This window comes from Kribbella steppae (assembly GCF_004342025.1).
GTDB lineage: Bacteria > Actinomycetota > Actinomycetes > Propionibacteriales > Kribbellaceae > Kribbella > Kribbella steppae.
In genome coordinates this window covers 351,254-372,338 of record NZ_SLWN01000007.1, presented here as the reverse complement: position 1 = coordinate 372,338, position 21,085 = coordinate 351,254, and the positions used below count along the sequence as shown (strand labels likewise).

Sequence of the window (21,085 nt, the reverse complement as noted above, 5' to 3'; positions counted from 1 at the left end):
GACTTCAGGCGCGGGCCGTGTCGGCCCGGAACCGACGCAGGCCGATGATGCCGAGTACGACGGTCCACCCGAGAACCACCATCAGCGCGTGTGTGTCCAGACCGCTCTGCGTCAGCGCACTGCGGGAGGTCTGACCGGTCCAGTACGCCGGGGTGAGCTGAGCGATGTGCTTCATCAGGGACGGCATCTGGTCCACCGGCAGCCACAGTCCGCCGAAGGCGGCGATCAGCATTGTCGACAGTCCGGTGATCGGCTGCACGCTGTCCGGCTTGGCGACGTACCCGATGACGAGGCCGAGAGCGGCGAAGGGGAGCGCCCCGAGCCAGGACACCAGCGCGACCGAGGCCCACTGGTCGGCGCTCAGGTGCACGTGGCCGAAGACGATCCCGGACACGAACACCACGAGCAACGGCGGCAGTGCGAGCAGCAGCGACAGGATCACCTTCGTGGTCACGTAGGCCTGCGGCTTCAGCGGGGTGAGCCGGAGAGTGCGGTTCCAGCCGCCGTCGCGCTCGGCCGCGATCACGCCGCCGCTGCTCATCGCGGCGGACATCGAGCCGAAGATCGCCATACTCACCATCACGTAGGCGACCGCCGAGATCCCGCCCTCGCTGGCGTCCTTCGGCAGTGTCACGCCGAAGATCACGAACAGCACCAGGGGCATCAGGATCGAGAAGATCAGCACCCGCCGGTTCCGCAGGGTGCGACGGATATCAAAGATCAGATAGTCGCGGTTCATGCCAGAGTCTCCTGTTCTGCACCGATCGCCAGGACGGCGTCCTCGAGATCGGCAGAAGTCACTTCGATGTCATGGGCTCGGGTGTTGCCCAGCAGGTAGCGCAGGGTGTCGTCGGAGTCCGCACACTGCAGCAGCACCACGTCGCCGCGGGTCTCGACATTGCGTACGCCGGGCAGCGACGCAAGGGTCGCCAGGTCGGCACCGGGTACGGTCGCCCGGATGGTGCGGCCGGACACGCTCGCCTTGATCTGCGCAGCGGTGCCGTCGGCAACGACCTTGCCGTTGCGCATCAGCACGACGCGATCGGCGTACGCGTCGGCCTCCTCCAGGTAGTGGGTGGCGAACAGGACGGTCCGGCCGCGCGCGGTCTCGGCGTGCATCGACGCCCAGAAGTCGCGCCGGGCCTCGACATCCATCCCGGTGGTCGGCTCGTCCAGCACGATCAGGTCGGGCTGCGGGATGATCGCCATCGCGAACCGCACCCGCTGCTTCTGCCCGCCGGACAGCCCCTTCATCTTCCGGTCCGCCAGGTCGCCGATCCCGGCCCGGTCGAGCGCCTCGGCGACCGGCATCGGGTCGTTGTGCAGCCCGGCGACCAGGTTGACCAGCTCGCCGACCTTGGCGTCCTCGATGATGCCGCCGCTCTGCAGCATCACCCCGACCTGGCCCTGTGCGATCGCGTCGACGGGCGTACCGCCGTACACCTGGACGCTGCCCTGGTCCGGCCGGACCAGGCCGAGCAGCATCTCGATCGTGGTCGACTTGCCGGCCCCGTTCGGACCCAGCAACGCCACTACCTCGCCGGTCCGGATGCTCAGATCCACCCCGGCGACCGCCAGCACCGCCCCGTATTTCTTGGTCACGCCCTTCAGGCTGACCGCAGTCTGTGTCGTCATACCGAAAAGGTTCGCCGAGTACGGCGCTCCGCCCCTGGATCGGCCGTCACGACGTACCCATGACATCCGTCAGCCGGGATTCAGGGTCGGTTCTCGGGGTTGTGGTTGCGGTGGGCTGGGCACGGCGGGGGTATGGGTGTGCTGCGGGTGATGACGTGGAACGTGTGGTGGCGGTTCGGTCCGATGTGGGTCGCGCGGCACGAGGTGATCGGGCAGACCCTGCGTGCAGTGGCGCCGGATGTCGTTGCCTTACAGGAGGTTTGGGGGACCAGGGCAACGAATCAGGTGGTTGCGCTCGGCGCGGAACTCGGCCTGCACGGTGCGTACGCCGGGCCGTCGTACCCGCCGGCCACGGACGTGGCGCGGGACCCGCGGGACGCCGGGGTGGAGATGGGGATCGGGTTGCTGAGCCGGTGGGAGATCACCGGCTGGCGCGTGGTGCAGATGCCTGCTCGGCATCGTGCGTTCGACCCGGTGGCCGTCGTGGCGACGATTGCGCATCCGGTCGCTTCGTTGCATGTCGTGGTGGGTTGCCTCGAGTACGACCCGGCGTACAACGACGATCGGCTCGCCCAGGCCGCGTTGCTAGCTTCGCTGGCGACGGATCCGGCGTTGGACGGTCCGCTGCCGGTTGTCGTCGCGGGCGATCTGAACGCCCCGCCGGATAGCCCGTTGTTGCGGCCGTTGTCCGACGTACTGACCGATGCGTGGGTGGCCGGGGACGGGGATCCGGCCGTGGTGACCGCGCCCGCCGAAGCGGGGCCTGAGTTGCTGGGGCAACGGATCGACCATGTGTACTTCCGGCCCGGGATGTTCAACCGCCCGGTCACGGTCACCGAAGCCTCGACAGCCGGCGACTCGGTCAACGGCATCACGCCGTCGGACCACCGCGCAGTGGTCTGTTCGCTGGGGTTCTGACGTCTTGCACTTAGTTCAAACGGTTGGTTGTCGTCCCGCAACCGCCACCACCATGCTCGACCAGGCCGACACCGCCCTCGACCAACTAGGCACACTCCTGCCATCTAGCTCAGCCAAGTAACGCCTAGTCCAGTGAACCGCGGGGGGCGACCCAGAGGTGGGGCTGTCCAGTGACGGCGGCGATGTGCTCGAAGTCGGCGTCGTAATGCAGCACCACCGCGCCGTGCTGCTCGGCGACGGCGGCGGTCAGGACGTCGACCACTCCAGCAGCCCGGTGCTTCCCACGCGCCGCCATCCGGAGCTGCACCTCGCGCGCCCGCTCGGCAACCGACTCCGTCATCGGCAGGTTCACGTACAGCGATCGTCTCCGCTCGGCGATCGTCTTGACGTCCTGCTGGTTCCGTCCCGAGTAGCCGGCCTCCAGATCGACGGTGACACAGGTGGCGGCGGCCCGGTCCACGATCAGCCCGGCGATGACAGAGCGAACCGCCGGGTGCTTGCTTCGCGCATGTGCCGACGTGTCGACCAGGTAGAGCTTGCCGACTGGGGCCGTGCTCAACGGCGCGCCCCGCGCATGACCTCCGGGTCGTCGATGTCCGGACCGACACCGAACGCGTACGGGTCGTCCAACAGCGCCTCGATCCGTTGGCGCCGTCTGGCCACGAACTCGAGGGCAGCGTTCACCGTGTCCTTCTTCGTCACTGTCCCCAACTCCTTCGCCGCCAGCGCCAGCGCCTCGTCATCCACGTCGATCACCGTTTTCATGCGTACGACGATATCTGGGCGTATATATACGCCCACAGAGGTGGATATACAGATTCATCGAATCGTTGCCGAGGGGCCCCGACGTGTCAGCGCGGTCTATGTGGGGGAGCTCAGGCGTCTATGAGGTCGGGGAGGCGTGCTCCGATCTCGGTTGGGTGGATGCGGTGTGCTTCAAGGGCGTGCAGATCAGCCCAGAGCAGTTCAAAGCTGTTGTCCTGACAGTTGGCAGCTGCTTCGTCGCCGGACAGCTCGGCCGTACCTTGCACGTCCGCCATCAGGAAGTAGTGGGCGGGCCTCCCGTTGTGCGAGCCGGTCCAGAGCAGTCGATCGATCTTGGCCGAGAGAGTCGTCTCTTCGTCGAGCTCGCGTAGAGCGGCCTCCTCCGCAGTCTCGCCTGGCTCGACATGCCCACCGGGCAGGACCGCGTAGTGATGACCTCTGCAGTCGGGCCCAACCTCGCCGGCGGCCTCACACATCACGCAGTCGATGGCCTGACGGTGTCGCAGGTACCGCTTGATGACGAGTACCTTCCCGGTATCGAGGACGACTGCGACGGCTCTGGGAATCGACATGGGCCCGAGCATGCCGGTAAGCATCGACAGTTTGCTCGGGGTCTGAGCGTCGCGGGTGGCCGGTGGTGGGTGCGGGTGGGCGGCGTACGGCGCGACGCCGGAGCAGGACACGGCAGGCGCGCGCGAACGAGGGTGGGTGGGGGGACGACGAAGGAGGCCCCCAGACGAGTGCGGCGAGTGGCGCGAGTAGGCCCTCGATCGCCATCGCGGTGTCACGTTGATACCGGCCCGACGAGCCTCGCACCGGAGCTGGTCGGCTTCGGCTTCGCGACTGTGCGATAGCCGGGCGTGTGGGCTGGGTGGGTTAGGTGTTGCGGAGGGTTTGGAGGCCTTGCCAGAGGAGGTCTTGGAGGGTTCTGGCGACCTTCTCGGGGGAGGGTGGTGCGGGGATGCGGCTGCGCCAGATGGCCAGGCGTTCGGTGGCGCCGGAGATGGATTGGGCGACGATCTGGATCTCGTCCTCGTCGGCGGTGCGGCCGGGTGGCAGGTTCATCCGGACCATGGCGGCGATGAGTTCGATGAAGGCGGCGCGGACCTCGTCGGTGGCCGCGGCGGCGGGGCCGGCGGCTGGGCTCATGCCGAGCATGCCCTCGTCGATCAGGACCGACCACGCCTGCGGGTGGTCGTCGAGGAACTCGAACCACGCGACGAAGCCGGCGTACAGCGCGTCCTCCGCGTCCGGCGCGGCCATTACCGCGTCGGACACCGTGTCGAGCAACTGGATGCGGAGCCGAGCGAGGCAGGCGAGGAACAGCCCGTCCTTGGAGCCGTAGTACTGGTAGATCAGCGGCTTCGACACCCCGACCTGGGCAGCCACGTCGTCCATCGACGTGCCCTGATACCCACGCTCCCCGAAGATCCGCTCCGCCGCCTCCAAGATCTCCCGTTCCCGCGCGCGCCGATCCCGCCGCCGCTTCACCGGCACACCCCCACCCGCCACACCCTCCCCAGGTCCGACGCCCGCCGCCGCCGCTGCCTCCCCAGGTGTGGCGCCTGCCTCCGTAGGTGTGGCGCCCGCCGAGGCTGCCTCCGCGGGTGTGGCTCCCGCCGGCGTGCCTTCGCTCGGCGCTCCACCTACAGGCGCGACGCCACCCGCCGGTACACCCGCCCCGGGTGCGGCGTTGGCCCGCGCACCCTCGCCCGCGCTCGCGCCCGTTGCAGAGGACACGCCAGCCTGTCCGGGTGCCTCTGGGGTCGGCTTCGGAGGGGCGGTTTCTGTGGTTGGGCGTGCGTTGTGCGTGGGGGAGGTCACCTTGCAGAGCCTAACTGACTCCGAGTAACTTACTCCGAGTAAGTTCCGCTCGGCAGGCTGGAGGACCGCGATGACGCAGGAGAGCAGTCACCACCGGATCGTCGTGGTCGGCACCGGTTTTGCCGGGATCGGGATGGCCATCCGGCTCAAACAGGCCGGGTACGACGACTTCGTCGTACTGGAGCGGGCGCACGACGTCGGCGGGACCTGGCGGGACAACACCTACCCGGGCTGCCGCTGTGATGTGCCGTCGCACCTGTACTCGTTCTCCTTCGCGCCGAACCCGGAGTGGTCGTCGACGTTCTCGCCGCAACCCGAGATCGAGGACTACCTCCGCAACGTCACCGACCGGTTCGGGATCCGCCGGCACATCCGCTTCGGCCACGCGGTCGAGAAGGCGGACTGGGAGGACGGCCAGTGGCGGATCCGCACCAGCCAGGGTGAGTTCACCGCCCAGTTGCTGCTCTCCGGGATGGGCCCGCTCGCGGAACCGTCGTATCCGAAGCTGCAAGGGATCGAATCGTTCGAGGGTGACGTCTTCCACTCGGCGCAGTGGGACCACGACGTCGACCTCAGTGGTCGCAAGGTGGCGGTGATCGGGACGGGTGCGTCGGCGATCCAGTTCGTGCCCGCGATCCAGCCCGAGGTCGAGGAACTGCACCTGTTCCAGCGCACCCCGCCATGGGTGATGCCTCGGCCGGACCGCAAAATCACCGAGGTGGAGAAGGCGGTCTTCCGCCGTTTTCCCCTGGCTCAGAAGGCGATCCGGGCCGGTATCTACTGGGGTCGTGAGTCGATGGTCCTTGGCTTCGCCAAGTTGCCGGCGATCATGAAGCAAGCGCAGAAGGTTGCCGAGAAGCACCTCGAGCGGCAGATCCGCGACCCGCTGCTGCGGGCCAAGCTGACGCCGGACTTCACCCTCGGCTGCAAGCGCGTGCTGATCTCCGACGACTACTACCCGGCGATCGCGCAGCCCAATGTCGATGTGATCACTGATCGGATCGCGGAGGTGACCCCGACCGGGATCGTCACCGAGGACGGCGTGAAGCACGAGGTCGACACGATCATCTACGGCACCGGGTTCCGGGTCACCGACCTGCCGGTGATGGACATGGTCCACGGTCGGGACGGCGTCTCCCTGCGCGAGGCCTGGTCGGACGGGATGGAGGCACATCTCGGTACGGCGGTCTCCGGCTTCCCGAACTTCTTCATGCTGATTGGCCCGAACACCGGGCTCGGGCACAGCTCGATGGTGTTCATGATCGAGTCGCAGATCGCCTACATCCTGGATGCGCTGAAGACGATGGACGCTGACGGGCTGCGGCAGGTCGAGGTCCGGCCGGAGGTGCAGCGCGCGTTCGTCGACGGCGTCCGGTCGTCGATGCGGAACACGGTCTGGACCCGCGGCGGCTGCACCAGTTGGTACCTGGACTCAGAGGGCCGCAACACCACCATCTGGCCGTCGTTCACCTTCCGGTTCCGGCAGCTGACCAGGCAGTTCGATCCCGAGGAGTATCAGACTCTCGCTATGTGACATCGAGCGTGTTACATTCGATCGGTCAGATAGTCGGCGATCGGAGGCGGTGCCGTGGTGGAACTGCTGATTCCGCTGCACGGGATCGGTGGTCGCGGCGACCTGCCGGTACCGCTGTGGCTGGCGATCTACTCCGCTGGTGCCGCGGTGGCTGTCTCGTTCTTCGCACTGGCGGCGTTCTGGTCGCGGCCGCGGTTCGAAGTTACTGCCGGTAAGTCACTGCGCCGGCTGACTCGGGTTGTCGACAATCGACTGACCCGATCCGTGCTCAAGCTGGCCGGGTTGGCGGCGCTTGCGCTGATGCTCGGTGCAGCGTGGTTCGGCAGCAGTTCACCGGCACTCAACCCGGCACCAACCTGGCTGTACGTGTGGATCTGGGTCGGCATCATCCCGCTCTCGCTGCTCTGCGGCCCGATCTGGCGACTCGCCAACCCGTTCCGCACGATCGCCGGGCTCGTGCACAGGACGTCGTACCGGAAGCTGCCCGACGGGATCGCCTACTGGCCGGCCGTCGCCGGGCTAGCTGGCTTCCTCTGGCTGGAGCTCGCGTACCCGGAGGGCTCCGAACCGCTCGTCGTCGCGATCTTCGTCACCGGCTACGCTCTGGCAAATGTTGCCGCAGGCATCGTCTATGGACCGGCCTGGTTCCGCATCGGTGACAGCTTCGAGGTGTACGCCGAAGTCCTCGCGCGACTGAGTCCGCTGGGCCGGCGTGCCGACGGGCAGCTGGTACTGCGGAACCCGCTTGCCGGTCTGGCGACGATCCCGCAGGAACCAGCCATCGTCGGCTTGCTGTGTTTGTTGCTCGGATCAACGGCTTTCGATGGGATCTCTCGTTGGTCGGCGTGGACGCAGCTGACCGGCGACCTCAGTAGGACGCAGCATATCGTCGTACACACGCTCGGTCTGATCACATCGGTCGCGATCGTGTCGGTGCTCTTCGTACTCGCGGCGCGGACAACCGGGGTGGCGCGAGTACGACCCGGCGCCGTCGGGCGGGCCGGGCTGCCGGGCGCGTTCGTGCATTCGCTGGTGCCGATCGCGATCGGGTACGCCGTGGCGCACTACTTCTCGTTCGCGATGTTCCAGGGCCAGGAGGGCGTGCTGCTCGCGACCGATCCATTTGGACGCGGGTGGGATCTGCTCGGGATCGGCGGGACGCGGATCGACTACGCGTTCCTCGGCACCGGTGTGATCGCGGGGGTCCAGATCGGTGCGATCGTGCTCGGACACGTACTTGGGGTCGTGTCCGCGCACGATCGCGCTGCCGAGCTGTTCCGGCGCCGGCAGTTGCGGCGGGCGCAGTACCCGATGCTGGCCGCGATGGTCGCCTTCACCGCCGGCGGGATCGCGTTGGTGACGGCATCATGATCGCCTTGCACATGGGCGGGATCCCCGAGACCGCGATGGTGCTCGGCCCGATCCTGCTGATCATCGCCTTCATCCGCATCGCCCGCCGCAACGAGGCAACTCTCCTGGACGACGAGCACGACGACTGGGACGCAGACCTTGGTGACCTCCCCAGTCGCGACGCGCAGACCGGGGAACGCGCCGAGGTCTGACCTGCCGCTGGCGACTCTGTTACGACTCGATCTCTGCCCAACCAAACGGTGCGAGCCAGCATCTCTCAGATCGTTGGAATCGTTGATCACAGGGGGAGTCGTCATGAAGCGACGCGCAGTATTGGCAGCGGCGATCGGTGCCGGGGGACTGCTGCTGGCAGGCATCCTGCCCAGCATGGCAAGCACGACCACGAGCCAGCAGTCGAGCGGGCACACCGTTGCCGCGAGCACCCAGTCGGGGCAAGATCACCTTCGTCCGGCGCAACTTCGACTGCTTCGGCCAGGACGGCTGCCAGCCAGCGCCGAGCTGCCGAAGACGTGGCGTCACGTTGCCTTGGGCATCGGTAAGGCCCGGTTCCTGGACCCGGCCCGGAACCGGATGGTCCGATTCGACCTGACGACCGGCGGCAAGGTCAGTACGGCGACCGCGCTCAGGAAGAAGCAGGCCGCGCTGAAGGGCACCCGCGGACTGAAGGTCGTCGGTACCTCGACCGTGGTGATGAAGTCGACCAGCGGACAGGGCCGGCTGACGGTCAGCACGATCGTCTACACCTACCGCAGCGGCAACACCACCCGCTGGGTCGCCACCCGGTACATCGGCTTCTGGGGTAACAAGACCGCGAACATCGAGATCACCGTCGCCGGCACCACCAAGGACCGCAAGGACCTCGGCGCCGTCATCAACCGCGCCACCCAGTCGATCTACCTGGCCGGCTGAGCGAACGCCGGCAGACACGACACGGCCGACACATCGTCGGCCGACGCAAGGGCGGCTGACGCAAGCCCGGCTGAGGCGAGGGCGGCTGAGGTGGGCGGCTGACGCAAGGGCGGCTGAGGTGGGGCGGCTGACGCAAGCCCGGCTGACGCGAGGGCGGCTGACGCGAGGGCGGCTGAGGCGAGGGCGGCTGAGGTGGGCGGCTGACGCAAGGGCGGCTGAGGTGGGGCGGCTGACGCAAGCCCGGCTGACGCGAGGGCGGCTGAGGCGAGGGCGGCTGGCGCAAGCCCGGCAGACGTAAGGGTGGCTTGGGTCAGACGGCTGGCGCGAGGGCGGTGAGGTGAGGCGGCTGGACGCGAGGGCGGCGGACGCATGCCCGGCTTGACGTAAGTCCGGCTGAGGTGAGGCGGCTGGCGCAACGTCGGCCGGCGGCAGTTCGGGGGACAGCGGGTTGGTCGGCGGTTGCCGGCTGACCTGTTCGCTGATGCGGTCTGGCGCTGGGCGGTACGCCGTACCGCTTAGCGGACTCTCAAGCGGCCTGGAGGGTGTACTGCTCGTCGACGCGGGCCAGGTGGTGGCTGGTGGCGAACTCGGCGAGTTGGGTGCAGCCGGCGGTGATGGCGTCGTGGAGGGTCGGCCACTGGTCGACACACCAGTACGGGTTGTCGGGCTGGCGGTCGTTGTCGTCGTCGATGTCGGCGCACCAGCCGCCGGTGAAGGCGCGGTGGACGTGCAGTCTGAGCTTCATGGTCGTGCGGGTTTCTCGGGGGGACTGGGCGGGTGGTGCCCTCAGAACGGCAGGGGCCGGCCTGACGGGGTGCGAAGGTCGATGGTCTTCGTGGTGCGGCGCGTACGCAGTGGTCTGCGGCGAAGCTGGATCTGTCGGTTCATCGTTCCGGTCCTGCCTGTGAGGGGTCAGCTGGTTTGGTAGGTACAAACATCCCAACTCCCGCGCCCGCGCACATGCGGAAAACTACCGATATCCCTACCTACGTAGCCCTTAGCTGCCCCTTGGGGACCACTGAGGGTTGGGGGAGGGTCCTTAGTCGGCCGTATCGCCAGGACGAGTCGAGGGACGCTGCCGCCGGGACCTGACCGAGTTGTCAGGCCGCTCACCGGCTACCGCCTGTGAGCGGCCGGGTGCACGTCGGGGGCGGGAGGTGGCGGCGGGAGGTGCCGGGGAGATGTGGTGCCAGCGGTTGCGGATCGAGCTGGCCAGCGCCGCTCACCCCACCTCCCCCAGCCACTCAAGTTGCCGTCGCCGGGCCGGCGGGGCCGGCGACGTGGGCGTCGGAGGCGGGGGTGGCCGGCGCGGCCGATGGGTCGGCCTCTGAGATTGGGGGTTGCCCACCGAGATTCTGAGTGGGCAACCCCCCAGGTTGGTGGTTAACCCCTCGGGTTGGGGTTTCCCGAATGCCGGGGATGTGGGTGCCGGGGATGCGTGGGTGGGGCGCCTGGGGATGGGCGGGGATGAGTGCCGGGCGATGATGCGTAAGTGCCAGGGGACGCAGGTGAGGGATGTATGGGCGCCGGGGGATCCGGGCGGCCGGGGACGAGGCAGCGGTGGCCGGGATGTGGTGCAGGGGTGCCGGGGGTTGAGGCGTGAGTGCCCGGGGATGCGGGTGAGGGATGTGTGGGCGTCGGGGCGGCCGGGGAAGAGGCGGCGGTGGGCCGGAATGTGCGTGGGCGGTGCAGGGGCGCCGGCGAGGGCGCTGGGTGCGTGGGTGCCGGGGATGACGCGATGTGGTGCTGGCGGCTGCGGATGTGGTGCTGGCGATGCGCGCGCTGGGAGATGGCTTCAGCTGGCGACGGCGGCACCCGCGGCGCGCTGCTTTCCGGAGTGGGTGGTGGGGTGTGGGGCGATGGGTGGGGCGGGGGAGGATGTGGGGGTGGAGGAGTTGCTGGGGGCGTGGGGGGTTGGGGTGGGGGATGTTCGGGTGGTTGGGGAGGGGACTAACAACGCGAGTTACTTCGTGGGGGACGAGTTTGTGTTGCGGGTGCATCGGAATTCGGCGGCGCCGGATTATGAGCATGCGGTGTTGCGGGCGTTAGGTGGGTTGTCGTTTGCGGTGCCGGTGCCGTTGGTTGCCGAGGATGGCTCGACTGTGGTGCGGCGTGTGGTTGGCGGGGAGATGGTTACGGCCAGCTTGAGTCGGCGGATTCCAGGGGAGCATCCGCGGCGGGGCGACGTCGTACGGGCTGAGTTTTGTGGGGACGCGCTGGCGGAGCTTGATGAGGCTCTCGTCGAGCTCGACCCCGCGACGTTGCCCCCGCGGCACGTCTGGGACGGCGATCTGACCAAGGTGCATCCGCGCGTCGCCGACCTCGACGAGTTGGTCGCGAGCCTCGAGGGCGCGGAGCGGCGCGAGCAGGTCGCCCGGATCTTCGCCGTCGTACAGCCGGCTCGCGACCTTCCGCAGAGCATCATCCACGCGGACTTCGGCCCGACCAACGTGCTGATGGAAGGTACGCGCGTCACGGCCATCCTCGACTTCGAGGCTGCCGGTCCCGGCTACCGCGCGATGGACCTCGCCGCCGGTCTCTGGTCGTTCGGGCACCACGCATGGCCCGGTGCGACCGACGCGTTCCGTCATGGGTACCTCGCGCGGCTGCCGCTGACCGACGCCGAGCAGCACGCCGTACCCGATCTCCAGTTGTTGCGTGAGGCAACGAGCCTCACGCACTGGTACGGGCGCCACCTCGAGGGACTCACCACCGCCGCGGACATCACCGCCCGAGCCGATCGCCTGCTGGAACTGGAGCGCGGACTACAAAACGACGCGAGAGAATCGTGATCACAAGCGACAGACCGGCCAAGAGCGTGATCGTCACTGCAGTCGTCAACACCTGAGCGAGACCGCCGGCGATCGCGGCGCCGATGCCCTGCCAGGTCATGCGGCCGGCCGATTCGACGCCCTGGACCTGACCGCGGACCGAGTCGGGTGTGAGTTGCAGCAGTTGTTCCTGGAGCGGCAGCGTGGCGGCGTACCCGGCGCTGGCAACGAACACGGCCACTGCCGTCACGATGATCGGCGGCTGTACGGCGAACAACAGGTAAGGCGCCGCGAGAAGGAGCCGAAGCGCGAACGCGCTGCGCCGTCGCTGATCGGCTGCGAGCAGCCGCCCGACGGTCAGATCGCCGAGGAGCATGCCGGCCGATCCGGCGGCCAGCAGGATGCCGGCCTGGTCCGGGACGTACGAGATGAAGAGAGCGACGCAGCCGACGATCAACCCATTCGGGACCCAGAGGTTCAGCAGCAGTGCCCGGCGGCCGGGCTGCGAGAACAGTACGACGTTCGTCGACCAGGTCTGCCGCAGTCCGGGGCGAGGCGTCAGCCGGATCGACTGCTCACGAACGGTCCCGGCCACGACCACCAATCCGATCGCGGTCAGGACCGTGGCGACGACGAGCACGCCCGATGGGTTCAGGTAGCGCAGGAGCACGGCGCCGACGGCGTACCCGAGGATCGCCATACCGCCGGAGGTGATGTTCATCAGCGAACGCGCCAGCGCGTAGGAGGTGGTCGGGATGACCTCGGCGAGCAGGCCCATGCGCGTGCCTGTTCCGAGCGACTGGAAGAAGCCCACCACAAGCAGCAACAAGAACCTGAAAGCCAACGGCAGCCCAGGGACTGCCTGGGCGGCGACTCCGAGCAGCGAGATCCCTTGCAGTACGACGAGAGTGCGGCGCGGATGGCGGCCGTCGGCAACCGACATCAGGGTGAGTGCTCCGAGCACGGTCGCGAACGTGGCGCCGTACATGCTGATGGCGGTCAGGAACGGTGATCGGGTCTGATCATTGATCAGAGTGGCGAGGGCAAAGCCTGACAGTGTGGTGGCGGCGACCAGGAGCGTGAAGCTGACGTACAGCCCGGCGAACTCCCGATGGCTGAGCAATGAGCGGTAGGAAGGCATGAAAAAAGCCTCCGAACGCACGCGCGCACAGCTGCGAGGTCCGAAGGCCGACATCGTCATTCTAGCAGGCGGCAGCTTCAGGACAGGCGACCGGCCGAAGCCCTAAAGACGAGCCGAAGCCCTAAGGCGAGCTCAGCCGAAGCCCTAAGGCGAACAGACCGAACCGGACAGGTCAGGTGAGCAGCTGGGCCAAGGCTGCGCGGCGCTCGGCGTCGGGCGGGTCGATCGCCATCCGGCAGCGGCCGCCGGGAAGACCCTGCAGGTCCAGCAGGTGCTTGATGTTGGCGATGCTGCCGTCGACCGTCTTCACCGCGGACTGGACAGTCGGCTGGGCGTTGTAGCCACTGAGGAGCTGCGCGAAGAGACCAGGCAGCGCCCCGGCGTTGCCGGAGACGATTCCGGTGCCACCGGCAAGCATCACGTCGGGAAGTTCCGCGTCGTTGCCGGACCAGACCTCGAAGCCTGGCGGGGTCGCTTCGGCATACGCCCGTACGACGTCCGTCCCGGCGCCGCTGACCTTCACGCCGACGATGCCGTCGATCGTGGCGAGCTTGCCCAGCAGCGAAGGCGGTACGACGGTGCCGGCGAGCGCGGTGAACACGTAGACGTAGACCGCCGCGCCATCCGCGGCCGCGGCACAACGCTCGAAGTGTTCGACGACGCGCTGAGGCCCGGCCGGGACGAAGTACGGCGTGATGACAGCCAGCCGCTCGGCACCACGCCGCCCGGCCTCGGCCGTCAGCCGGACAGCCTGCCGAGTCGTCGCAGCGCCGACATGAGCGATCACCCTGGCAGGTCCGGCCGTCTCGAGCGCGGTCGAGATCACGTCGAGCCGCTCGCCGTCGTCGAGCGCCGGGAACTCACCGTTGGTACCGGCGACGAACACCGCTGGGATCCCGCCCCCGATCGCGTGCTCGACCACCGCGCGAACTCCGCCGAGGTCGACCTCGGCGGAGCGGTCGAACGGCGTGGTCAGCGCGGCGGCGATCATGGCAGGTCCTTTCGGAGGGCGGACCGCCTATGATAGTGCAATCGATTGCAGTCAGTCAGAAGCCACTGATGGCGAGGTCGTCCAGGTCGTAACCGAGGTTGTTGCGGACGGCAACTACGCCGGAGATGTGCGCGACGGCGTACGTGGCGTGTTCGGTCCGGCTGCGGAACGTGAGGGTGCCGGTCAGCGTCACGACGCCGTGGTCGACGCGCACGGTGACGGTGTCCGGGGGACAATCGATCAGGACGTGGACCTCGGCCTCGATGCTGTCGTCGGAGCGCTGGTAGGCGCTGAGGAGGTCGTGCGGCGTGAGTATGCCGATCAGCCGCATCGCCCGGTCGACGACGCAGAGCAGCGGTTGCGACGACTCGGCCAGTCGTGCCGCCGCCCGGCCGACGCGCGTATCGCCGTACACCGTCGTAGGTGGTCCGATCATCAGTTCACCCGCGGTCCGGGCCGCCGACTGACGCCACCGGGCGCGCGCCTTGGCCCCGCCCAGAATCGGTCGCGGATCGTGACCGCCGTGGAACTCCAGGTTCGTCAGCAGTGCATCACTCGCGACGATGCCGACCGGCCGCTCCTCGTCATCCACGACCGGCACCGCACCCGCGTCAGCCGCCAGCAGGGCGCAGACAACGTCCTTGAACGCAGTCTCCCGCCGCACCGCCACCGCGGTGCGATCCATAACCTCTGAAACCCGAAGTTCCCCCATACTGCCCACACCCCTCAAGCACTTCGAGAGTACCGCCAGACGGACCCGCGCAGGAGGGACTTTGGACCCTGTCGCCGTCATCGTCCGCCGGGGTTCCATGGAGGAGATGAAGATCGAACCGGGTCCGCTGGACCCCTCTGTAACGCTGACAGGCCTGCGTCATCTCGCTGAGCAACTGTCACTCGAGTACGCCGGCGCCGTCGCGCCCGGCCGTGTCCTCAGCCTCGTCCTCACCACCGGCCGCCGCCTCCGCCGCCAGGGCTACTGCCGAGACGACCTCCTCCGCCTCACCAAAGCCACCGTCCGCGCCAACCTCACCACCCACATCGGCACGACGCTTGCCTCCCGAACCCTCACCCCCGTCTGACCTCGGTGGCAGCAGCGCGGGCTGGCTGCGTGGGGTCGGTTCAGCCGGTTGAGGGCAGGGTCTTGGGGTCCAGGCCCAGTTCTTCGTAGGCGACGACCTCTATCTCCCGGGCCATGGCTTCGCGGAAGGCTGCGACCAGGGCTTGGCCGGCCAGCGGGATGATGTGTTCCAGGGTGCGCTGGATCTCGGGCCAGCCCTCGGCGGGGAGGCCGGCGTCGGCGAACTCGCGCCAGACCGTGCTGCGGAACAGTTCGACGTAGATCTTGGCGACCGCGTCGGCCTGGGTGAAGAGCTTCGGCAGCATCTCGAAGATCGCCTGCATCGGGACGCCGAGTTTGATCACCTCGAGGCCGGTGCGGAGCAGATCGGGGTTGGAGATCCGCAATAACCCGTCGTCCTGCCGTTCAGCGATTCCGAGCTCGACCAGCTGAGCGATCACCGACGGATCGTGCGGTACGCCGGCCCGCTCGGCCAACTGGTGTTCGTCCAGGACCTCCGGCTCGGACGGCGTCCACGGGTTCACCAGGGTCTCGAAGACGCCGAGCGCCATCGCGCCGTCCGGTAACTCGCTCATCATCCGCTCGACCGCGGCCAGCGTGTAGCCCTTGCCGAGCAGCTCCTGGACCAGCGTGAGCCTCGCCACGTGGTCGGCGCCGTAGTACCCGGTCCGGCCGACCAGCCGTGGCGGTGGGATCAGGCCGCGCCCGGCGTACGCCCGCACGTTGCGGACCGTCATGCCCACCTTGGCGGCGAGCTGATCGACGGTGAGCTCCTCGTCCGGCCTCTGTGCTTCCACGCTTGACAGTCTTCCAGACTCCACGTTACATAGAGAATGTAACATCAGCCATGGCGCAAGCGTGCCGTCGTGAACACAGAGCCTGAACACAGAGCCCGAATACAAGGTCGCGAAGGAGCACCCCCGATGGCGGTTCCGTTGGCAACCACCGGTACGGCGACGTTCGACCAGATCGCGATCGTCACCGGGCTCGTCACGCTGCTGTACGTCGCACTCGCCGTGCTCCTGTGGCGGGAACGGACCGGGCGCGTCACGCTGGTAGGACGGCTTGCGGACACCATCGGGAGACTGGACGGAGTCCCCCGATGGGCCGCGCTGACGCCGTACCTGCACGCGGTCTCTCTGCTGGCCTGCGCCTTCGGCGTCTGGTGGGACATCGCGGTGCACATCGCCCGCGGCCGTGACACCGGCCCGTTCGGGACGCCGGCGCACTACCCGATCTTCTTCGGCATCCTCGGTGTGATCGTGTCCGGCGTCCTGCCGATCGCGCTCGCCCGCAAGCCGCTTCCCGCCCGCACGATCAGGCTGACGAAAGGTTGGCGGATCCCGTGCAGCGCCGCGCTCGTCACGGTCTGCGGCACGTTCGCGCTCGTCGGCTTCCCGCTGGACGACGTGTGGCACCGACTCTTCGGTGAGGACGTCACGCTGTGGGGTCCGACCCACCTGCTGATGATCGGCGGTGTGGTGTTCTCGATCTTCGCGCGATTGCTGGCGCTCGCCGAGGTGGAGCAACTCCTCGGCATCAACAAGCGCCGCCTCTTCCAGGAGATCGTCGCGGTCGGCGCGTTGCTGATCGCGTGGGACCTGTTCAGCACCGAGTTCAACTACGGCGTACCGCAGTTCCCGCTGGTCCTGCACCCGATCCTGATCGCGTTCGGCGCCGCGCTGGCCTTCACCGTCCTACGCGCCCGGCGTGGGCCGGGGACGACGTTCGCCGCGCTGACCGTCTACCTCGTCATCCGCGGAGGGATCGCCTGGGCGGTGGACCAGCCGCTCGGTGGGATCCTCGGCCATTTCCCGCTGCTGATCGTCGAGGCGGTCCTGGTCGAGGCTGTCGCACTTGCCCTGGGCAACAAGAACCGCTTCCGCCTCGGCATCGTCGCCGGCGCGCTGATCGGTACCGTCGGGGTGGTCGCGGAGTACGCCTGGAGCCAGGTCTGGATGCCGATCCCGTGGCCGTCGTCGATGCTCCCGTCGGCTCTCGGGTACGGCGTCGTGACCGGGATCGGAGCCGGGATGGTCGGTGCCTGGCTCGCCACCCGGTACGCCGAGGTCGCCGGTGAGGAATGGGCCATAGGCATCCGGCACGTGCGTCCGGTAGCGGTCCGTCGAACGCATCAACTCGGAGCCGTCGGACTGGCCGTCGTCCTCGGGACTGTGTTCTTCTGTGTGCCGCGGTCGGCTGAGGCGGGTGTGTCCGCGACGGTGTCGTTGGAGCGGGTGGCCACAGGGGCCGAGCCGACTGCGTACGTGACGGTCAAGCTGCAGCCGGACGATGCGGCCGAGGGCGCGCGGTGGTTCGAGGCGATGAGTTGGCAGGGCGGCGGGTTCCTGACCCACCGGATGGTCAAGGTTGCTGACGGCACCTATCGGTCGGCGGACGCGTTGCCGATGTTCGGCAAGTGGAAGTCGATGATCCGGCTGCACACTGGGCAGCGGGACCTGGTGTCGATGTGGGTGTACGCCCCGGAGGACGCCGCGATCGAGAAGCCGGCCGTACAGGTGTCGGACGGCCAGACGGTCGAGTTCATCGACGAACAGCAGGTGCTGCGGCGCGAGGAGCGGACGGACGTGCCACGATGGATGTGGAACGGCGGCTACGCCCTGCTCGGCGTGGTCGGCCTACTGGAGATCGCCGGGATCGCCTGGCTGGTCGGACGCGGTGCCCGCGGTGGGCGCCTGCGTGCCGCCCACCTGGAGGCCGGCGAGCGTGAACGGGAGACTGCGTGACGATCCAGGCGGGGCGGTCGGATGTGACCACGACCGATGGTGTACGTCTGAATGTGGAGACCGTTGGGCCTGACGACGCGCCCGTGACGGTGCTGCTCGTGCACGGGTGGACGTGTTCGACGCGGTCGTGGCACAACCAGGTCGAAGGTCTGCCACGGATCCTCGGCGAGGACGCCGTACGCATCGTCACCTACGACCACCGCGGTCACGGCCGGTCGGGCGCCGGGCCGTCGGGATCGCAGCGGATCGAGCAGTTGGCGGACGACCTGGCCACGGTGCTGGACGCGGTGGGCGGTGACGGTCCGATCGTGTACGCCGGTCATTCGATGGGCGGGATGACGTTGATGGCGCTCGCCGACGAGCGGCCGGAGCTGTTCGGCTCCCGGATCGCCGCCGCGGCCTTGGTCAGTACGACGTCCGGCCAGGCCAGCTCGGGAGCCTTCGGGATCCCCAACCGGTTCGACTCCGCGGCGGCGGCCTTCGCGCCGCGCGCGGTGAACCTCGTGGGGGCGCGGATCGAGCGCAAAGCCCAGCGCGTTGCACTTAGAGGCCGGCGGGGACTAGGGCTGGCAGCTGCCCGTCTGCAGCGGCCGGCGCTACGCCAGGCGGTGTTCGGGAAGAAGGTGGATCCCGCCGAGGTGGATCTCTTCCTGGAAGACCTCGCGGTCGTACCGGGCCCGTCGTACGGCGGCTTCTTCGAGGCGATCCTGCAGCACGATCGCGGTCACGCGCTGAAGGTCCTCGACCAACTCCCGGTCGAGATCATGCACGGCACCCGCGACCGCCTCCTCCCACCCCGGCACGCCAACCGCATGGCGGCCGAACTCCCCAGCGCCCGCCTCTGGATGTACCCGGGCGCCGGCCACATGCTCATGCAGGAACGCCCCCGAGACGTGACCCACCGCCTCGCCTCTCTGGCCCGCAAGGTCCGCGGCTAGAAGCGGTCCGGCGTCGCGTTAGTCTGCGCTGTGCTCAAGCGGACGACGATCGTGATGCTGGCTCTTGCCCTGACGCTGCTCGGTTGCGCCGCTGAGGAGCAAACGCCGCCAAGCACCGGCGAGCCGGTGCCTTCGACAGCCTCGTCGACTCATGTGCCGCCGTCATCGGGCGCGGGTGTCGACGTTCGGTCGGCCAGATTCCAGGCGACGTGGTGGACTTGGGCGACGTCGCGTGAGGAGATCAACCCGGTAGTGGACCCGACCGGCGAGCAGTGCGCGAAGGGGCAACCCGACGGCGTCTGGCTCGTGGCCGGGACCTTCAGCGGGACAGTCCGTCGGCGCTGCACGGTCCCGGCCGGTGTGCCGATCGCGGGACCGCTGATCAACCTGGCCTCGACCGACGCGGACGACTGCGACGGGTTCGTCGCCGCTGCCGAAGGGACGGTGTCGACCGACGCGTCACCAGAGGTGACGGCGGTCGACACCGCGCGGTTCGAGTTCGTCGCCGAGCGGGGGAATCCGGCCGGCTTCCCAGCGGGCCGGAACGAGGTGTTCGGCTGCGGGATCTGGTTCAGTGCCGGGCCGTTCTCCCCCGGTCGGCAGCTGCTGGTGCTCAAAGGACGCCACGGCGACTTCTCCGTCGAGGCGACGTACGACCTGACCATCAAGGCCACCCGCCGCCGGCAGGGCGGCTGACCTACCGCCTACTTCAGCTGACCGCGGATGGCGCCGGCCTGGAACGTCGCGTTGTGCACGTTGACGTAGTAGTCGCCCGGGTCCGCGCTGATTCCGGCCGCGAGCTCGGCGGAGATGGTGGTGCACCCGGATCCCGGGTTTGCGGCCACGGACAACGGGATGACGACCGGTCCGGCGACGTTGCGGGGGCCGACGTGGACGTGGGCGGCCGTCGGGCTCTCGATGTCCTGCCAGCTGAGGGTCCAGCAGAACATGGTGCCTTCGAGTGTGTAGGTGAAGAACCCGTGGCCGTCCGGATCGGCGGCCGCGGCCTCCTGGCCGCCGTTCAACGGGATGGCGGGCGCCGCGGTCGCGGCCGGCAAGCCGAACGCGGTCGTTGCGAGAATGGTGGCTGCTGCGGCCATGCTGGTACGTGCTGACATGATTCGCCTCCTAGCCGTGAGGTCGATCCTCACTTAGTGACACGTATGACAGCCCGGATTGGTTCAGCTGTTCCAGGTCGCTTTGTCCGCCCACCCGCCTCGCGAAGCCAGTGTTGAGCACCTGCGTGAGAATCACGTCACGGCTGGGATGGTGGATCTCGCCTAGGGTGACGGGGTGCAGAATCTGCTGTCGGATGTTGTTGTCGTCGACCTGACCAGGGCGCTGGCCGGTCCCCATGCCGCGATGATGCTGGGGGATCTCGGCGCGCGGGTGATCAAGGTGGAGACACCCGAGGGCGGCGACGACAGCCGGGGCTGGGGGCCGCCGTTCGTCGAGGGCGAGTCGACGTACTACCTGTCGGCCAACCGGAACAAGGAGTCGGTGACGGCCGATCTGAAGTCGGCGGACGGCAAGGAGTTCCTGACCAAGCTGGTACGACGGGCGGACGTGCTGATCGAGAACTTCCGGCCCGGTGTGCTGGACCGGCTCGGGTTCTCCACCGAGCGGCTGCACGAGCTCAACCCAGGTCTCGTCATCCTGTCGATCACCGGATTCGGGCACGACGGGCCGGACGGCGGACGGGCCGGGTACGACCAGATCGCGCAGGGCGAGGGCGGTCTGATGAGCATCACCGGCGCGGTCGAGCCGACGAAGGTCGGCGTACCGATCGCCGATCTGCTGGCCGGGATGTATGGCGCTTACGGAGCGGTGGCTGCTCTGCATGAGCGATCGATCACCGGGAAGGGCCGCGTCGTGCGGACGAGTCTGCTGGCGTCGGTGGTCGGCGTGCACGCGTTCCATGGGACGAAGTGGACGGTCGCAGGTGAGTTGCCCGAGCGCGTCGGCAACCACCATGCGCAGATCGCGCCGTACGGGCTGTACCGGACGCAGGACGACATCGTGCAGGTCGCGGTCGGGAGTGAAGGCCAGTGGCGGACCTTCGCGCCGATCGTGGGGCTGGACCCGGCCGACGAACGGTTCGCGGTCAACTCGGCCCGGGTGGCGCATCGGTCGGCCTTAACGGCAGCCATAGAGGCCGCGTTTGCGGATCACAAGGCTGATGTGTGGCTGGAAAGGCTTGCGGAGAAGGGGATTCCGGCCGGGAAGGTGCGTGACTTCCAGCAGGTCTACGAGTGGGAGCAGACGCTGTCCCAGGGACTCCTGATCGACGTCGAGCACCCGACACTCGGCACGATCCAGCTGCCCGGTCCGCCGCTGCGCTTCGACGATCAGCCGTACGCCGGTGCGCGCGAGACCAACCTGGCACCGCCGCGTCTGGGCGAGCACAACGAGTCGGTGCGGGCGTGGTTGGAGGAGTAGGCGGACCGCCAGGCCATCACACTT

General features: G+C 68.3%; 23 protein-coding genes. 11 read left to right on the top strand and 12 right to left on the bottom strand.

Features of this window, described 5'->3' with window-relative positions; genetic code table 11:
• Nucleotides 1–4 precede the first annotated feature (4 nt).
• Together EV652_RS22245 and EV652_RS22240 are read right to left on the bottom strand one after the other, a co-directional pair.
• Nucleotides 5–739 (bottom strand): ABC transporter permease, encoded by a 735-nt coding sequence (locus EV652_RS22245; RefSeq protein WP_132211109.1) that lies wholly within the window; start codon nucleotides 737–739, stop codon nucleotides 5–7.
• Nucleotides 736–1,635 carry an ABC transporter ATP-binding protein gene (locus EV652_RS22240; RefSeq protein ID WP_132211108.1) on the bottom strand — a complete coding sequence of 300 codons (900 nt, stop codon included), beginning with the start codon at nucleotides 1,633–1,635 and terminating at the stop codon, nucleotides 736–738. The genes EV652_RS22245 and EV652_RS22240 overlap by 4 nt, the downstream gene beginning before the upstream one ends.
• Before the next feature lie 132 nt (nucleotides 1,636–1,767).
• Between EV652_RS22240 and EV652_RS22235 the strand changes: the two genes are divergently transcribed.
• Nucleotides 1,768–2,553: an endonuclease/exonuclease/phosphatase family protein gene (locus EV652_RS22235; RefSeq protein WP_132211107.1), complete on the top strand. Its 786-nt coding sequence runs from the start codon at nucleotides 1,768–1,770 to the stop codon at nucleotides 2,551–2,553.
• Between the two features lie 124 nt (nucleotides 2,554–2,677).
• Here EV652_RS22235 and EV652_RS22230 read toward each other — a convergent pair whose 3' ends face one another.
• The 4 genes from EV652_RS22230 to EV652_RS22215 form a co-directional block, all read right to left on the bottom strand.
• Nucleotides 2,678–3,112, bottom strand: a complete 435-nt coding sequence (locus EV652_RS22230; protein WP_132211106.1) for a PIN domain-containing protein — start codon at nucleotides 3,110–3,112, stop codon at nucleotides 2,678–2,680.
• Nucleotides 3,109–3,318: a type II toxin-antitoxin system VapB family antitoxin gene (locus EV652_RS22225; protein WP_132211105.1), complete on the bottom strand. Its 210-nt coding sequence runs from the start codon at nucleotides 3,316–3,318 to the stop codon at nucleotides 3,109–3,111. The genes EV652_RS22230 and EV652_RS22225 overlap by 4 nt, the downstream gene beginning before the upstream one ends.
• 110 nt (nucleotides 3,319–3,428) lie before the next feature.
• Nucleotides 3,429–3,890 (bottom strand): NUDIX domain-containing protein, encoded by a 462-nt coding sequence (locus EV652_RS22220; protein ID WP_199238329.1) that lies wholly within the window; start codon nucleotides 3,888–3,890, stop codon nucleotides 3,429–3,431.
• Nucleotides 3,891–4,194: 304 nt separating this feature from the next.
• Nucleotides 4,195–4,809, bottom strand: coding sequence for a TetR/AcrR family transcriptional regulator (locus EV652_RS22215; RefSeq protein WP_132211103.1), 615 nt, complete (start codon nucleotides 4,807–4,809; stop codon nucleotides 4,195–4,197).
• Between the two features lie 403 nt (nucleotides 4,810–5,212).
• On the opposite strand from EV652_RS22215, the gene EV652_RS22210 reads away from it, so the two are divergent.
• The 4 genes from EV652_RS22210 (at nucleotide 5,213) to EV652_RS22195 (ending at nucleotide 8,956) form a co-directional block, all read left to right on the top strand.
• Nucleotides 5,213–6,676 (top strand): flavin-containing monooxygenase, encoded by a 1,464-nt coding sequence (locus tag EV652_RS22210; RefSeq protein ID WP_132211102.1) that lies wholly within the window; start codon nucleotides 5,213–5,215, stop codon nucleotides 6,674–6,676.
• Between the two features lie 54 nt (nucleotides 6,677–6,730).
• Nucleotides 6,731–8,047, top strand: a complete 1,317-nt coding sequence (locus EV652_RS22205) for a hypothetical protein (protein ID WP_242001915.1) — start codon at nucleotides 6,731–6,733, stop codon at nucleotides 8,045–8,047.
• Entirely contained in the window at nucleotides 8,044–8,238 is a 195-nt protein-coding gene (locus EV652_RS22200) for a hypothetical protein (protein WP_132211101.1), read from the top strand. The genes EV652_RS22205 and EV652_RS22200 overlap by 4 nt, the downstream gene beginning before the upstream one ends.
• A gap of 103 nt (nucleotides 8,239–8,341) precedes the next feature.
• The gene (locus tag EV652_RS22195) at nucleotides 8,342–8,956 is read left to right on the top strand and encodes a hypothetical protein (protein ID WP_132211100.1); all 615 of its coding nucleotides are present in this window, start codon (nucleotides 8,342–8,344) and stop codon (nucleotides 8,954–8,956) included.
• A 526-nt stretch (nucleotides 8,957–9,482) separates the two neighbouring features.
• Here the strand turns inward: EV652_RS22195 and EV652_RS22190 are convergent.
• A complete protein-coding gene (locus EV652_RS22190) occupies nucleotides 9,483–9,701 on the bottom strand; it encodes a hypothetical protein (RefSeq protein WP_132211099.1) in 219 nt (72 codons plus the stop codon).
• 712 nt (nucleotides 9,702–10,413) lie between these two features.
• On the opposite strand from EV652_RS22190, the gene EV652_RS22185 reads away from it, so the two are divergent.
• Nucleotides 10,414–11,748: a phosphotransferase enzyme family protein gene (locus EV652_RS22185; protein WP_369410037.1), complete on the top strand. Its 1,335-nt coding sequence runs from the start codon at nucleotides 10,414–10,416 to the stop codon at nucleotides 11,746–11,748.
• Here the strand turns inward: EV652_RS22185 and EV652_RS22180 are convergent.
• The 3 genes from EV652_RS22180 to EV652_RS22170 form a co-directional block, all read right to left on the bottom strand.
• Nucleotides 11,681–12,868, bottom strand: a complete 1,188-nt coding sequence (locus EV652_RS22180; protein ID WP_132211097.1) for an MFS transporter — start codon at nucleotides 12,866–12,868, stop codon at nucleotides 11,681–11,683. The genes EV652_RS22185 and EV652_RS22180 overlap by 68 nt on opposite strands.
• Before the next feature lie 172 nt (nucleotides 12,869–13,040).
• Nucleotides 13,041–13,859: a dihydrodipicolinate synthase family protein gene (locus EV652_RS22175; protein WP_132211096.1), complete on the bottom strand. Its 819-nt coding sequence runs from the start codon at nucleotides 13,857–13,859 to the stop codon at nucleotides 13,041–13,043.
• Between the two features lie 55 nt (nucleotides 13,860–13,914).
• Nucleotides 13,915–14,544: a CBS domain-containing protein gene (locus EV652_RS22170; RefSeq protein ID WP_158441218.1), complete on the bottom strand. Its 630-nt coding sequence runs from the start codon at nucleotides 14,542–14,544 to the stop codon at nucleotides 13,915–13,917.
• A 133-nt stretch (nucleotides 14,545–14,677) separates the two neighbouring features.
• Between EV652_RS22170 and EV652_RS22165 the strand changes: the two genes are divergently transcribed.
• Nucleotides 14,678–14,938 (top strand): hypothetical protein, encoded by a 261-nt coding sequence (locus tag EV652_RS22165; protein WP_132211094.1) that lies wholly within the window; start codon nucleotides 14,678–14,680, stop codon nucleotides 14,936–14,938.
• 40 nt (nucleotides 14,939–14,978) lie between these two features.
• Here EV652_RS22165 and EV652_RS22160 read toward each other — a convergent pair whose 3' ends face one another.
• Nucleotides 14,979–15,734 (bottom strand): MerR family transcriptional regulator, encoded by a 756-nt coding sequence (locus EV652_RS22160; RefSeq protein ID WP_242001914.1) that lies wholly within the window; start codon nucleotides 15,732–15,734, stop codon nucleotides 14,979–14,981.
• A gap of 126 nt (nucleotides 15,735–15,860) precedes the next feature.
• Between EV652_RS22160 and EV652_RS22155 the strand changes: the two genes are divergently transcribed.
• From EV652_RS22155 to EV652_RS22145, 3 genes are read left to right on the top strand one after another with little or no spacing between them, the layout of a single operon-like run.
• Nucleotides 15,861–17,684 (top strand): hypothetical protein, encoded by a 1,824-nt coding sequence (locus tag EV652_RS22155; RefSeq protein ID WP_132211092.1) that lies wholly within the window; start codon nucleotides 15,861–15,863, stop codon nucleotides 17,682–17,684.
• A complete protein-coding gene (locus EV652_RS22150; protein WP_242001913.1) occupies nucleotides 17,681–18,622 on the top strand; it encodes an alpha/beta fold hydrolase in 942 nt (313 codons plus the stop codon). The genes EV652_RS22155 and EV652_RS22150 overlap by 4 nt, the downstream gene beginning before the upstream one ends.
• Before the next feature lie 30 nt (nucleotides 18,623–18,652).
• Nucleotides 18,653–19,318: a signal protein gene (locus EV652_RS22145; protein ID WP_132211091.1), complete on the top strand. Its 666-nt coding sequence runs from the start codon at nucleotides 18,653–18,655 to the stop codon at nucleotides 19,316–19,318.
• A gap of 8 nt (nucleotides 19,319–19,326) precedes the next feature.
• Here EV652_RS22145 and EV652_RS22140 read toward each other — a convergent pair whose 3' ends face one another.
• Nucleotides 19,327–19,740, bottom strand: a complete 414-nt coding sequence (locus EV652_RS22140; protein WP_132211090.1) for a CHRD domain-containing protein — start codon at nucleotides 19,738–19,740, stop codon at nucleotides 19,327–19,329.
• A 175-nt stretch (nucleotides 19,741–19,915) separates the two neighbouring features.
• Here EV652_RS22140 and EV652_RS22135 point away from each other — a divergent pair, with 175 nt between their 5' ends.
• Nucleotides 19,916–21,061 carry a CaiB/BaiF CoA transferase family protein gene (locus EV652_RS22135; RefSeq protein ID WP_132211089.1) on the top strand — a complete coding sequence of 382 codons (1,146 nt, stop codon included), beginning with the start codon at nucleotides 19,916–19,918 and terminating at the stop codon, nucleotides 21,059–21,061.
• The last annotated feature ends 24 nt before the right edge of the window (nucleotides 21,062–21,085 follow it).

Excerpts from the sequence above, each read along its gene's own strand:
- EV652_RS22245 (WP_132211109.1), bottom strand. The coding sequence starts at position 739 with ATGAACCGCGACTATCTGATCTTTGATATCCGTCGCACCCTGCGGAAC.
- EV652_RS22240 (WP_132211108.1), bottom strand. The coding sequence starts at position 1,635 with ATGACGACACAGACTGCGGTCAGCCTGAAGGGCGTGACCAAGAAATAC.
- EV652_RS22235 (WP_132211107.1), top strand. The coding sequence starts at position 1,768 with ATGGGTGTGCTGCGGGTGATGACGTGGAACGTGTGGTGGCGGTTCGGT.
- EV652_RS22225 (WP_132211105.1), bottom strand. The coding sequence starts at position 3,318 with ATGAAAACGGTGATCGACGTGGATGACGAGGCGCTGGCGCTGGCGGCG.
- EV652_RS22220 (WP_199238329.1), bottom strand. The coding sequence starts at position 3,890 with ATGTCGATTCCCAGAGCCGTCGCAGTCGTCCTCGATACCGGGAAGGTA.
- EV652_RS22210 (WP_132211102.1), top strand. The coding sequence starts at position 5,213 with ATGACGCAGGAGAGCAGTCACCACCGGATCGTCGTGGTCGGCACCGGT.
- EV652_RS22200 (WP_132211101.1), top strand. The coding sequence starts at position 8,044 with ATGATCGCCTTGCACATGGGCGGGATCCCCGAGACCGCGATGGTGCTC.
- EV652_RS22195 (WP_132211100.1), top strand. The coding sequence starts at position 8,342 with ATGAAGCGACGCGCAGTATTGGCAGCGGCGATCGGTGCCGGGGGACTG.
- EV652_RS22190 (WP_132211099.1), bottom strand. The coding sequence starts at position 9,701 with ATGAAGCTCAGACTGCACGTCCACCGCGCCTTCACCGGCGGCTGGTGC.
- EV652_RS22185 (WP_369410037.1), top strand. The coding sequence starts at position 10,414 with ATGGGCGGGGATGAGTGCCGGGCGATGATGCGTAAGTGCCAGGGGACG.
- EV652_RS22180 (WP_132211097.1), bottom strand. The coding sequence starts at position 12,868 with ATGCCTTCCTACCGCTCATTGCTCAGCCATCGGGAGTTCGCCGGGCTG.
- EV652_RS22175 (WP_132211096.1), bottom strand. The coding sequence starts at position 13,859 with ATGATCGCCGCCGCGCTGACCACGCCGTTCGACCGCTCCGCCGAGGTC.
- EV652_RS22170 (WP_158441218.1), bottom strand. The coding sequence starts at position 14,544 with ATGGATCGCACCGCGGTGGCGGTGCGGCGGGAGACTGCGTTCAAGGAC.
- EV652_RS22165 (WP_132211094.1), top strand. The coding sequence starts at position 14,678 with ATGAAGATCGAACCGGGTCCGCTGGACCCCTCTGTAACGCTGACAGGC.
- EV652_RS22155 (WP_132211092.1), top strand. The coding sequence starts at position 15,861 with ATGGCGGTTCCGTTGGCAACCACCGGTACGGCGACGTTCGACCAGATC.
- EV652_RS22140 (WP_132211090.1), bottom strand. The coding sequence starts at position 19,740 with ATGTCAGCACGTACCAGCATGGCCGCAGCAGCCACCATTCTCGCAACG.